3 protein-coding genes are annotated in these 14,394 nt (G+C 63.8%); all 3 read left to right on the forward strand.

The features are described 5' to 3' along the window. Nucleotides 1–121 precede the first annotated feature (121 nt). Complete coding sequence (locus tag E8A74_RS47530; protein WP_136935813.1) at nt 122–2,296, forward strand: DUF4139 domain-containing protein; 2,175 nt, start codon at nt 122–124, stop codon at nt 2,294–2,296. 1,154 nt (nt 2,297–3,450) lie between these two features. After that, on the forward strand, nt 3,451–12,765 hold the full coding sequence (locus E8A74_RS47535) for a Tc toxin subunit A-related protein (protein ID WP_136935814.1): 9,315 nt from the start codon (nt 3,451–3,453) through the stop codon (nt 12,763–12,765). 37 nt (nt 12,766–12,802) lie between these two features. Further along, a partial coding sequence (locus tag E8A74_RS47540; protein ID WP_269749943.1) for a SpvB/TcaC N-terminal domain-containing protein occupies nt 12,803–14,394 on the forward strand: 1,592 nt, incomplete at its 3' end.

The following is a 14,394-nucleotide window of genomic DNA, read 5'->3' on the forward strand; positions in this document are numbered from 1 at the left end:
CGCCCCCGTGTCCACGTCGCCGCCGGTGCGTGGCGAGAGAGCGCGGCGATGGCGCGGGAAAACGGCGTGGCACGATCGCTGCTGAGGGGCCTCGCATCGGTTTCGAACGAGGTGTGTCCCCATGCGCAAGGTTCTCGCCCCCCTTTCCCTTTTTTGGCTTCTCGGCTGTAGCAACGCCACGAGCTTCGTCCGGAGCGACACGACGCTCGGGCGTGTCGTCGTGTACAGAAATGGCGTCGCATACTTCGAACGGTACGCGGAGATCGACGGGGATACGCTCCGCCTCAGCGTGCCCGACGACAAGGTCGACGATTTCTTGAAATCGCTCACCGTGGTCGACGCGACGACGGGCAAACCCGCGCCGATCGCGTATCCGACCGTGGGCTCGGGGTACGACGCGCAGGGGGGAAACCTCGTCAACATGGAGATTCAGCTCCAGGGGGCGAAGCCGCACAAGCTTCGGCTCTCGTACGTGACCGAGGCGCCCTCGTGGAAGCCGAGTTATCGCATTTCCATCGGCAAGGACGGGAAAACGAACGTCGATGCGTGGGCCGTCGTGGACAACACGTCGGGGGAGGACTGGAACCAGGTCAAGCTCGGGGTGGGGTCGAGCTCGGCGCTCTCGTTCCGCTTCGATTTGCGCACGATCCGGGTGGTCGAGCGGGAGACGTTGCAATCGGACGGCCTCTTCGCGCAGGCGCCTCCGATGGGCGGAGCGACGCACGGCGGGCAGCCGGGGAAGCCGGGGAAGCGTATCCTCGCGAATCTCGACGATACGAAACTCGCGAATGTGTCGAGGAGCACGGGGGGGACGACGAGTCCTGAGAGTGGCTTCGTCGTCGATGGGCTGGCCGCGGGCGAGGTCACGGTCGCCTCGACCAGCGTGGAGCACACGAGGCGCGTCCCCACGCGCTCCTTCGAATCCCTCACCGCCGTCATGCCCGGGGTTGGGGTTCAAGACAATGTGCCTGCGAGGGAGCCCGCGCCGCCGCCTCCGCCGCCGCCTCCTCCTCCCAAGACGCAGGAGCAGATTCAGATCGAGCAGCTCGCGGCCAAGTATCGGAGCAACCGCAAGCAGATCGTCGTGGAGGGGTATGCCGACGCAAAGGACGGCGACAAGAATGCCGCGTCGCTCGACCGGGCGAACCGCGCGCGTTTGCAGCTCATCCAAGCGGGGCTGCCGGCCTCGCAGATCGTCGCCGTGGGCAATGGGATGCAAGATGGTCGCAAGGGCGGCGTGAGCATCGTGGAGGCGGTCGACGCCGAGTCGCAGATGCAGAAAACGGCGACCCTCTCGCCCGCCGAGGAGGCGAGCGCGGAGCCGATCGGCACCGCGCACTTCGAATCGACCGTGCCGATGACCGTGCCTCGCACGACGAGCGCGATGGTCTCGATCTTGAGCACGCAGACCGACGGCGGTTTCGTGTATTTCTATGACCCGGAGAGCACGCGGGGCAATGCGACGTTCCCGTTCAAGGCCGTTCGACTGAAGAACCCGACGGATTCGGTGCTGGAGAGCGGGCCGGTGACGGTGTTCGGCGAGGGCCGGTTCATCGGCGAGGGCATGAGTGATCCGATCCCGGCGCGCTCGTTCGCGTTCATTCCTTTCGCGCTCGACCGGCAGATCGTGGTGGAGCGCAAGGACGACGAGGTCGACGCGATTTCGCGGATCCTTTCGGTGCAGCGGGGCGTGTTCTCGACGGAGGTGAAGCACACGCGGAGAAAGACGCTCGTCATGACGAACCGGTCGCAGGACAAGGCGACGGTGTACGTGCGGCATACGGTGGCGAAGGGGTATACGCTGGCGAAAGCGCCGGCGTCGCAGGAGCGGATGGGCGAGTCGTATCTGTTCCGCGTGGAGATCGGCCCGGGCGAGAAGGTGGACGTCGTCATCGACGAGGAGACGCCGGTCTTCCGGTCGACGGATCTCCGCAACGACGCGGGGATGGAGATGGTGCGGGTGTATCTGTCGGGCCCGGCGGCGAGCGGGAGGCTGAAGGAGAGCGTGGGGGGGCTCCTGGATCTGCACAAGGAAATGGCGAACCTGGAGCAGCGGATCACGGTGACCCGTGAGCAGCTCGCCGAGTATCGGCAGCGATTGGACGAGCTGCACGCGCAGATCGTGACGCTGAAGATGGTGAAGAGCGGGGGGCCGCTGATGCAGAACCTGGAGAAGAAGATGCAGGAGGTGAGTGATCGGATCTCGAAGGCGACGATCGAGCTGGTGGCGCAGCAGGAGAAGCTGATGCTGGCGAGGATCCGGTTCCAGGATGGGGTGGCGGAGCTCTCGCTTTAAAGAAAGCGGTGAGAAGCCGTGATGGCGTGGCGACGTGAAGCCCCTCGGGGGTTGACAGCGGCTCAGGCTTGAGAGTCGCCCCGACGACGGAAACCGCGTTGGGAGGCGCCATCGCCGCTGCGAACGCCGCGGAGCAACAAGCTCTGCGTTGAAGAGCGGCAAGCAAAAAACGACACGCCCTGCGTCGTCATGCCGCAACGCGCACAACAGTGCGGTTCGTAACGCTCCTGCGTTTGCATCACCTGTCACACGGGACGCGCAATGCGCCGTGATGAAGCTCGCGCGTGGGGCATTGCGCGGTCGCCTTGGCGCCGCGCGAGACGCGCGTTGGTAACGAGGCGCCCACGGTGTGCGAGTCGCACGGCCTACTTTCCCCCTCCTCGGCGCCGTTCATGACTTGACTTTCAACATTTTCGACCGACGACTCGCCACATAGGACATTCTGCGTCCTGCGCCATCCGAGCATCGACCCCCGCAGTCGGATGGGCGCTCGAAAGCGGCCCTTTCTGCATCGGCTGGCATTCCGCCAGGGTGGCAAAAGGACCACACCGTACCCACATATCCTCCAGAACTGTACGGGCCCCAATCATTCCTCTGGACGGAACTCCGGCCGTCTGCCAATTACATCTTGGAGCAAATACTGGCGCCTGCTGATCGGGTGCCTGGCCGACGTGTGGCGTACGAACGTTGCCGCCGGCCCGCATTCGCACCTCGATAGGAATGGGACAGGGGATCTGACCCTTCCGATTCGTGAGGTTCGAGGGCGGGTCGCCGTGCATCGCATCGCCGCGCGATGGGTGCCCATCTCGTGATGCGCGGAGTTTTTCTCGGCGCTCGTCGAGGGCGGGAGTGGTCCATTTTGCAAAAGGTGAGAACATGAATACACGGGGCGCCATTTCGCCCCGGGAGACGCATCGATAGGTCTAGAAGAGGCGTGCGCATCGCCACCACGAGGCGGGACCTGCCGTAGGGGTTCGTGTGTCTCGCGGCGTGCAACTGTGCATGTCGATGCCCGATTTTGTTGCATTTCTATGCGACGAAGGGGCCGTGGTGTGCTCGTGGGGCGCCTTGCCTGATGGCCTCAGCCTCGGGCTGGCATGGCTTTGCTCGCCTCTGTGAAGGCGACTTACTCGATCAAGGAGTGCGGTGAGATCATGAATGAGGAGATCGAACTCGAGAACGCCACGGGAAGCTTCTATCGGCTCGAGGGCCGGATCTTCGACCTTGCGAATGGCCACGGGGTCGATGGCGTGTACGTCGAAGTGTGGGACCAGGAAGGTCTCTGCCCGGATCTCGTGAGCACTGCCAAGACGGATGCGCTTGGCAACTTTACCATCACGCTCGACGACGCCTATCTCGACACGGTTCTCGCGGATCGCAGGCCGCCGCTCAAGTTCCGCCTTTTCAAACCGGATCTGTTCACGCCTCCCCCCACCGTGACCTGGCAGCTTTCACCGGGGATTCAGTACCTCCGCATCGGAGTTGGCACCACGCACACGAACGAGCTCCCTTCCAACCTGGTCGTGCGTGGGCGCCTTACCGATGCGGAAGGGTCACCTCTCGTGGAAAAGGAGGTCTTCGCATACAATGAGACCTACAATAGGGGAGCGGTGGCCCCAATAAATCCAGATACGCCGTTGGTGCTCGGGTCTGCGCGCACGGATTCACGAGGGTATTACCGTATCGCGTACGCGTACAATTCTACCAAGCTGGTTGGCCAACTGCGCGCCAACCTCGTTGTCAAAGCGCCGGACGCGGACGCAACATCGACGAGGATCTGCCACGCTCCTACCACGTCAATCGTGGACCTCGTGCAGATGAACGTCTTTCGCGGTCGCTCCGAGTTCCACCGGGTACGCGGCAACATCGTATCCGTCATGGGTACAACCGCGCTGACGGCGATGACGGAGAACCACATTTCGATCGTGGCTTGCACGACAGGCGAAGGTCGAGATCTCATCGCGCTTCTGGTCAAGGCAGCCAACATCGAAAACGAGATAGACCTCGCATACAGCACGGACCTCGATGTAGGGATTGTCTACGCGCTCCTGCGGCAAGACCTGCCTCAGACCCATCGCGGGCTCCTTTCGCAGCGCCGAAGCACCCTTCGGCGTGCACTCGAGCTGGCCATGGGCAAGAACATCATTCCTCCTCAATCGACCGCGAACGTCATTGCCATCATGGATAAGTTGGTGGGCAGAATGGCCGCGTTCGCTGCTGGACCGCGGGAGGATGGTGGAAGCTCGCTTGCCCAGATCTTCAACGGGGTCGAGCTTGGGGGACTGGAGGTGAGTTTCGCGCGCGCGGTCATCGAACACCGAGGGACCGCGGCCCAATTTTGGACGCAGCTCTCGGCGCGTGCGGGTTTCGGAGATCCCGCGACCATCGACAAGCTCAAGTACGTGATGCAGCTCGGCGCGCTCACGCGTTACCACGCGCCGCTCATCGAGAGCCTTGCCGCTGACCTCACCGACGCTCGGGACTTGGTGACAGTGGAGGAGGACAAGTGGCGAGCGATACTCAACGAGACAACGGGCACCGGGCAGATCGGCTGCCCTCCGGATACGCCTGGAGCGGATGAACTCCAACGCCGCAACAATTACGCCAAGATCCTCAAGCGCACGGTAGAGGCTGCCTTTCCCACCGCGGTTATCGCGTATCGGGTCATCGAAGAGGAGGAGGCCGGGTCTGATATCCGCGTGTTCTTCGAGAGCAACCCGAACTTCGAGTTCGGGACGGTGCGCGTATCGAAGTACGTCGCAGAAAGCGGCACGATGTTGGGCGTGAGCAATGTCGCCGAGACGACCGAGCGCCTGAAGAAGATGGAGCGGATCTTTCACATCACGCCGCGCTACCGTGAGATGAAGCCGCTTCTCGAGGCCGATCTCCACTCGGCGCAGCGCATCCACCGCATGGGCAAACGCCGTTTCGTCGCCAAGTTCCGCGGCTCCGAGATAGGAACCGAACGAGCCGAGGCGATTTTTGGCAGGGCTTGCTGGATTGCGTCCGCGTCCACCGCGCTGCTCGCCAAGTACGGGAGCAGCTTCCACGGGCCGAAGATCGCGACCCTCCCTGACCTGGTGACACTGGACGGCGAGCAGCAGAACATCGCGGACTGGACCTCCCTTTTCGGCTCCCTGGACGGCTGCGCGTGCGAGCATTGCAGGTCCGTGTATGGCCCCGCGGCCTACCTCGTGGATCTGCTCGAGTTCCTCGACCGCCACGATTCGGAAATCGAGACGCCCGAGAGCACCGAGGAGAATCGTGTCTACTGGTCAGCCCGGGACGTCCTCATTGGTGCTCTCCCGGTGGACACGGATGCACCTCCTGCACGAAGGCCGGACATCGCGCGGCTCCTCCTTTCCTGCAAGAACACGGACACGACCCTGCCCTATATCGATCTCGTCAACGAGGTTCTCGAGGCCGTCGTTGCCAACGAGCTGGATGGGCTGGACTACCTCGGGACGAAGGACATCACGAGCGAGGGGACGCCGCAGGAGCTCCTGGCCGAGCCCGAGGTAAAATACCTCGCGGCGCACAATGCGGCCTACACCCAGCTCGCCGCTGCGGTTCATCCCTTCGATTTGCCGTTCCACCTATGGGATGAAGAGGCACGGGTCTACCTGGAACATCTCGGCGTTCCCCGGCACGAGCTCGTCGAAGCAATGAAGCTGCCCTCTGGCAATGCCGACGACCCGCTCGCGCGCGAGCGCCTGCGCATGTCGAAGCGGGAATGGGAGATCGTCACGAAACAAACCTCGGGGGCCCCCACGGCGTATGCATGCTGGGGCATGCCGGAGACCGACTGGGTCGAGGAACTCGCGTCCGTCCCGCTGTTCCTCCGGCAGGCAGGGCTTTCCTTCGACGAACTTCGGGAGCTGCTGGCGACGAAATACGTGAATCCGGGCGCATCGCCGACGGTCGAGCTCGACCCCGCGACGGGTTGCGATATCGATACGAAAGTGCTGGCTGGGCTCGACGAGGCGCTCCTCGGGCGGATCCATCGTTTCCTGCGCCTGCGCAAGCGGCTTGGCTTCCGCATCACCGAGTTCGACTGGACGCTCACGTCGCTCGGCGTGACGGATATCGACGAGGCGGTCGTGCGCCACGTGGCTGATATCGTGGCATTGCGGAAGGAGCTCGATCTGCCGCTGCCCGTGCTCCTCTCGTTCTGGGGGGACATCGGGACGCGTTCGAGCGAGGAGTGGGGCAAGTCGCTTTACGAGGAGCTCTTTCTGAACAAGGCCCTCAAGGTCGATCCGGCTTTCGAGGCGGCTCTTGGTGTGCCGCCTCCGGAGGGGCGCCCGCTGCTCCTCGACCATGCCACAGGCATTCTCGCGGGGTTGCGCATCAGCGCCGTGGAATTGGCGTTGCTCACCATACCCGAGGTCGCCGAGAAGCACATTGGCGTCGCGAGCCCGCTCGCCGCAAACGCGGTCCTGACCGTGGAGAACATCTCACGGCTCCACCGCATCGTCGCGCTGGCGAGGGGTCTGCGTCTCCGCATTCCGGACCTCCTCGTGCTCCTTTCGATCTCCGGCCTCGAAGCGCTCAAGGTGGACTCCGAATCCCCAGCCGTGCCGGCCACCACGCGGGCGTTCGTCGAGCTCGTGGCGAAGGTGCGGCGGTCCAGGTTCAGCATTGCGGAGCTGCATTTCCTGGTTCGGCACGTCCTACCGCCGGGGACGCAGGTGGGGCTCTCGGATGCTGTCGTCGAGCGGCTCGTGAAGGACATCGATGCGGCCGTCGAGAAGGTCGTGTCCGAAACGGGGGTCGTTTCGGATCCCGAGGGCGATTCTACCCGGGGACGCCTGGAGGAGCTGCTCACAGGAGAAACCCGAGCCGAGCGCGCCGCGAAGGCCGAAGCGATCGTATCCGCGATCCTCGGAGATTCGGCACTTACGCGAACGGAGCAGCGTGACCTCATCGGCGGGCACCTGGCCCCCTTCTTCGGGGATGATATCGAAAAAGCAAAGGACCACCTCATCGGTCCGGCGACCGTGGAGGGCGTGCCCGAGATCGAGGCGGTGGACGAGCGGTTCGGGTATGTCCTTGCGTACCTGCTCAACCATCAGCGCAGGGCGCGGGTGGAGAGCGTCGTCAAGCAGAGGCTCGCGACCGAGATGAAGCTCGACGCCGAGATGGTCGAACACCTGCTCACGGAGACCCTCGGGTCCTTTGCCATTGAAGGCGCCTCTGCGATTGCTGATTTCATGCCTGTCATGAACGCGGCTCTCGAATACGTTCCGCCCGCCATCGCGGCGGAGGGGCAGCGCCAAAACGCCGTCCGGCTCCTTTACAAGGCTGCGCTCGTCATCCAACGGCTGAGGCTCCACGCCTCGGAGCTGGCCTCGCCGTACCCGACGGGCGCAACGCTGGGATGGCTCGATCTGAATACCTTGCTGCTCCGGGGGGAGGACGCAGACACGGATCGGCAGGGGCGCTTCGCGAAGTTGATGCGTCTCGTCGACCTGGCCTCCTTCCGCGATACGCTGCGGAATGGCCGCGAGGATTTGCTGGCCATCTTCGCGAAGGCAATCAATGCGGGATCAGCCGCGTCTTTCTACGACGAGCTTTCGAACCGCACGGGCTGGCCGCGTGACGGCGTCCAGTACCTCATGACGGAGACGTTTGCTTTCGAGCTATCGGATCTCCGCGACGAGAAGGGGCTTCTCCGCCTCCACCGCGCCTTCCAGCTCCTCGACCGCCTCGGCGCGTCCGCTGCGCAAGGCACGCTTTGGGCCGACGTCGACGACGCTACCAATGTTGCCATCGCGCTCGACATCAAGCGCGTGGCGCGTGCCAAACACGACGACGCGCGCTGGAGCGAGGTGGCCCGTCCGCTGCGGGACGTGCTGCGCGAGAAGCAGCGCAACGCGCTCGTCGGGTATCTCGTCGCGAAGCGGGACTATGCGGGGCCGAACGAGCTTTTCGAGGACCTGCTCGTCGATGTGGAGATGAGCCCGTGCCAGCTCACCTCCCGCATCAAGCAGGCCATCGGCTCCGTCCAGACCTTCGTTCAGCGCGCGTTCCTCCTGCTGGAGAAGGAGAGGGTCGAGCTCGACGAGGAGGCGGCCCGTGAGTGGCAATGGCTGAAGAGCTATCGCGTTTGGGAGGCCAACCGCAAGGTCTTCCTCTATCCGGAGAACTGGATCGAACCGGAGCTCCGTGACGACAAGACGCCGTTCTTCAAGACGCTGGAGAGCCGGCTGCTCCAGGGCGAGATCAACGCGGAGACGGCCGAGTCTGCGTACCTCGAGTATCTCGATAGTCTGCACGAGGTGGGGCGGCTCGACGTGGCGGCGATGTGCCACGAGCGCGAAGAGGATGTGGATGTCCTTCACGTGATCGCGAGGACGGCCGCGCCGCCGCACCGCTACTATCATCGCAAGCGGATCGATTCAGAGTACTGGACGGCGTGGGAGAAGATCGACCTCGACATTCCGGGCGATCACTTGCTCGCCACGATCTGGAATCGCAGGCTGCATCTGCTTTGGCCGATCTTCGAGGAGCGGGCCGACGACACCAAAAAGGACGACCCGTCGCCGCGCAAGCACTGGAGGATCTCGCTCGCGTGGAGCGAGCTCCGAGACGGCGCTTGGGGGTCGATCAAGACCACCGCGAACCTGGGCATCACCGTGCGCCCCGCGATCGACCGCAAGTGGATCTCCTTCATGGTCGAGAGCAATAGCACGGCGTTGACGGTGACCTGCCTCGTCAACTGGTACGGGATCAAGAAGAGCGACTACATGCGGGTTTACGCAGTGGCGGGGACGTTCAAGATCGGGCCGTGCTCGGGCGCGCTCGAGGCTGTTACGGAGGCACGCACCTTCACCCAGGACGACGCCTGGAGCGATGGTCCGTCTCGCGTTGGCTGGGCTCCGGAGAATGCAACGTCGGTGTTCATGGGCTTGAAAGAGATCCCAGATTGGGAGAAGACACCCATCACCGTCTACAACGAGGAAGAGGAGGAAGAGCAGCAGGTGATTCCGCAGGCCGTCATGCTTCCGATGCACAAATCGGGCTCGGCATCGGCGGACACGTGGTCGATCGGCGCTCCGGTGCTCGGGAGGACCGCGGGGGACCGGTATTGGATTCTCCAGGACAAGAATCGCGAATTCGTCGAGTTGGGCCAGCAGCGATCGCAGGAGTCGCTGTTTCTCAACGATTTCGGACGAGTGTTCTTCATGGATCTTCAGCGCCGCACCACGACCGCGTGGAAGGATCTCGCGAAGGTCATCCCCAATGGTCAGGCGCCGATCGTCGGCGATGCAGGAAGCGACCTCGATGAAGTTGTCCTCGAGTGGGCCAACGAGCCCAAGCTCGCTCTCGAGGTCGACTACGAGATCGAGCGGTTCTACAGGTTCCATGCCTTCTACCATCCGTACACCTGCGAGTTCACGCGTCTCGTCGCGAAGGGAGGGGTGGACGGGCTGCTGCGCTGGTCCGAGCAGGAGTCGCCGATCCAGCTCCGCTCGGCGCCCATGGCGGGGTCCTACAGCCCGCAGGCTCATGCGGGCCAGCCCTTCCCGAAGGCGACGGTCGATTTCTCTTATGGCGGCGCATACTCGCAATACAACTGGGAGCTGTTTTTCCACGCGCCCTTCCTCATCGCCACGCGCCTGTCCAAGAACACCCACTTCGAGGAGGCAGACCGCTGGTTCCGCTACATCTTCGATCCGACGGGTGGGGCGCCTGGAAAGGGGCCCGAGCGTTACTGGAACGTGCGTCCCTTCCGCGAGAACGTCGACCTCGCCTCGATTCAGGCACAGCTCGAGCTTCTCTCGACCGAGAACCAGAGCGTCGAGAACCCGAATGCCCAGCTCATCGCAGAGCTCTTCGGGCTCTCTTCCGAATCGGGAGCCACGCAGGACATGGTCGCGCAAATCGCGCGCTGGCGGGAGACACCGTTCAATCCCCACCTGATCGCGCGTATGCGACCGCTCGCCTACCAGAAGGCGGTGGTGATGAAGTACGTCGAGAACCTCCTGGCGTGGGGTGATAGCCTGTTCCAGCGCGATACGCTCGAATCGATCAACGAGGCAACGCAGCTCTACATCCTGGCCGCGCAAATTCTCGGTGAGCGCCCGCGTCTCGTGAAGGCGCAGGCCGTACCGAACAGTACGTATGCGGCGCTCGAGCCGACCATCGACGCCTTCTCGAACGCGCTCGTCGAGGTCGAGGCCATCTTGCCGGCGCCGGCGTCGAACGCCCGATGCACGCGACGCGAGCCGCCGCCGGCCCTCCGGACGCTCTACTTCTGCGTGCCGCAAAACGACAAGATGCTCGCGCTATGGGACACCGTGGCGGATCGGCTTTTCAAGATCCGCCATTGCATGAACATCGATGGCACCGTGCGGCAGCTTCCGCTGTTCGAGCCGCCGATCGATCCGGCGTTGCTCGTGAAGGCGACGGCGGCCGGGGTGGACATTGGCTCCCTTCTCTCGGATGTCAACGTTCCGCTGCCTCTCTACCGCTTCTCGGTGCTCCAGCCCAAGGCGCTGGAGTTCACGAGCAGTGTGATTGCAATGGGCGGGGCGCTCCTCGCGACGCTCGAAAAACGGGACGGCGAGGCGCTCTCGCTCTTGCGTTCGAGGCACGAGCTCGACGTGCTCACGGCCGTGCGCGAGACCAGGAAGCGACAGGTCGACGAGGCCAAGGAGGCGCTCGAGGCAATTCGCCGCTCGCGGGCGGTGATCGAGGAGCGACTGACGTTCTATAGCAGGATCGACTACACGATCCCGGAAGAGGAGATGCAGGCCACTCTCACGGGACGGGCCAATTTCGAGGCCAGGAATGCAGGGATCGCACAGACGCTCGCTTCCGTGCTGAAACTGGTTCCTCAAATTACGATTGGGGGACCGTTCCCTCCGGAGGTGAAGAGCGAGTTCGGCGGCGTCCAGCTTGGCGGCGTTCTGGACGCAGGCGCGCAGTTCCACTCCCTGCTCGCAAGCATTCACCACGCGGGAGCGGCGCAGAGTGCGACGGCAGCCAGCTACAAGCGCCGCTGGGAGGAGTGGAAGCTCCAAGAGCGACTTGCACAGAAGGAGCTCGAGCAAATCGATCGCCAGATCGTCGCCGCGGAGATCCGTCTCGAAATCGCAAAGAAGGAACTCCAGAATCACGATCTCTCCGTCAATAACGCGAAGGAGGTCGAGGACTACCTGCGAACCAAGTACACGAACGAGGAGCTTTACGACTGGATGCTCTCGCAGGTCTCGGCCGTGTACTTCCAGGGCTACAAGCTCGCTTATGAACTCGCGAAGCGGGCCGAGCGCGCGTTCCAGTTCGAACTCGCGCAGCCCGAGGCGAGCTACGTCCAGTTCGGCTATTGGGACAGCCTGAAGAAGGGATTGCTCGCGGGCGAGAAGCTTCAGCACGACCTCCGGCGCATGGAGGCCGCGTACCTGGAGCAGAACAGGCGCGAGTACGAGATCACGAAGCACGTCTCGCTGGCCGAGGTCAATCCGCAGGCGCTCCTCATGCTGCGAGAGACAGGCAAGTGCGTGGTCGAGTTGCCGGAATCGCTCTTCGATCAGGACTGGCCGGGGCATTACTTGCGGCGCATCAAGTCCGTCAGCATGACGATTCCGGTCGTGAACGGGCCCTACGTCGGCGTGAACTGCAAGCTCACGATGCTGAGGAGCAGCGTGCGCATGAACAGCACACTCCTGCCTGGGGAGGAAGACGGTTATTCACGCAAGAGCGCCGACGACCGGTGGCTGGATCACTACGGCGCGATCCAGGCCATCGTCACGAGCAGCGGCCAGAGCGACTCCGGGCTCTTCGAACTGGTCTTCCGCGACGAACGTTATCTGCCCTTCGAGGGGAGCGGCGCCGATAGCACGTGGCGAATCGAGCTCGATGGGAAGACCAACCGATTCGACCCGACGGCCGTTCACGACGTGGTCCTTCACGTGCGCTACACGGCGCGGGACGGTGGGGAATCGCTCAAGGATGGGGCGCTCGACGCGCTGGGGGCTCTGGATTCGTCGGATGCAGGCCCGACCGGCTTGCGGCTCTTCAGCGCAAAGACGGACTTCCCCGACGCTTGGCACGTGTTTCTCACGGGGGAAGGCGAGCCGGCGACGCATCCCCTCTCCCTGCCGTTCGCGCTGCGGCATTTCCAGCCGCTCGTTGGGAATCGCCAGCTCGAGATCAAGAGGGTACACCTTTTCGCCAAACGGTCTGACAGCACGGACGGGTCGCTGACGGTCGCTCTCGACGCTGCGGGGGACTCGCTCACGGGCATCTCCTTGATCGCTGGGGAGTATGGAAAGCTCCTCGTTGCCAGCATCGACGAGGTCGAACCCGAGACGCCCCCCGAGCCCAAGGCGTACCTCGACGCGCCGGTTCCGATTTGGGCGGAGACGTCGACCGAATTCGCCCCGTGGACGCTGACCGTCAGCGACGCGACCCCCAGCGAACTCGAAGACCTCTGGATCGTCTGCGAATACCAGAAGCAATAGGCTCGAAGCGACGCGGAAACAGGAGAGAGGGCACGCCATGGAGCACAAAGGTTTTGCACCGAAGCCCAAGACGACCGCGCCCGAGGCGGTCAAGGCCCCGAGCCCGTCGCTTCCGAAGGGGGGCGGCGCGGTTCGTGGGCTCGGCGAGAAGTTCGCCGCGAGCCTGGTGAGCGGCACGGGATCCCTGACGGTCCCGATTGCGGTGTCGCCAGGCCGTGGCGGGTTCGGACCCGAGCTCGCCGTCGCGTACGATTCCGGCGGTGGCAATGGGCCCTTTGGTGTGGGCTTTCGGCTCTCCGTGCCCTCGATCTCCCGCAAGACCGAGCGTGGTTTGCCCGAGTACGAGGACTTCCGCGAATCCGACGTGTTCATCCTGTCGGGCGCGGAAGACCTCGTACCGAAGCTCGATGAGGAGGGGGAAGGCAACTGGGTGCGCGATGTCCCGAAGGACGACGCCGTCGAGCGCATCGAGCGGTATCGACCCCGGGTGGAGGGCCTCTTCGCGCGCATCGAGCGCGTCACCGAGAAGGGGGACGGCAACGTTTACTGGCGCGCCACGACCAAGGACAACGTTACGAGCATCTATGGTCAGTCCGCGGGGGCTCGTATCGCGAGCCCTGCGGCTTCGACCAAGGTCTATTCCTGGCTGCTCGAGCGCACCGAGGACGCGCTCGGGAACGTCATCGTCTATGACTACAAGGCCGAAGACTTTGCGAACGTGCCGAAGGCCGTCTACGAGAGGCAGCGGCTCTCGGGCGACGCGCCGGTCGTGAACCGCTACCTGAAGCGGATCCGGTATGGGAATGCAGTGCCCTTCCAGGCGCAGGACTTCCTGTTCGAGGTCGTCTTCGATTACGGCGAGCACGGTGCAGCAGCACCGACGCCGGCGGAGGAGAACACCTGGCCCTGCCGGCAGGATCCGTTCTCGAGCTACCGCTCGACGTTCGAGATCCGTACGTACCGCATTTGCCAGCGAGCGCTGATGTTCCACCACTTCCCCGAGCTCGGCGAGGATCCCGTGCTCGTGCGGTCCACTGACTTCACGTATGCCGAAGGACCGGCGCTCACCCGGCTCGTTTCGGTTACGCAGTCGGGGTACACCAAGACGGAGAGCGGCTACTCGAAGAAATCTTTGCCGCCGCTCGACCTCGAGTATTCGTTGCCCGAGCTACAGACTGCCGTCAAACTGCTCGATCCACGAAGCCTCGAAGACTTACCCGGCGGTGTGGACGGGCAATCCGCACGATGGGTCGACCTCGACGGTGAGGGCATTCCCGGTGTGCTCTGCGAACAGCAGGGGGCATTTTACTACAAGCAAAATCTTGGTGATGGGCATCTCGCCCCGGCGCGCCTGCTCGCGAGCCGGCCGACCATGGCGTCGGGGGGCGGAGCGCAGCTCATCGACGTCGGAAGCGAGGGGCGGCAATGCCTCGTGGAGCTCACGCCGGAAGGGACATCGGGTTATCACGAGCGCACGCTGGAGGGGGGCTGGGGGCCCTTCGTGCCGTTCCCTTCGCAGCCGAACGTCAACTGGAATGACCCGCGGGTCCGTTTCATCGACCTTTCCGGCGATGGGCTCGACGATATCCTGGTTACGACGGATCACGTGCAGCTTTGGTATCCGTCACT

The organism is Polyangium fumosum, from assembly GCF_005144585.1.
Taxonomy (GTDB): Bacteria; Myxococcota_A; Polyangia; order Polyangiales; family Polyangiaceae; genus Polyangium; species Polyangium fumosum.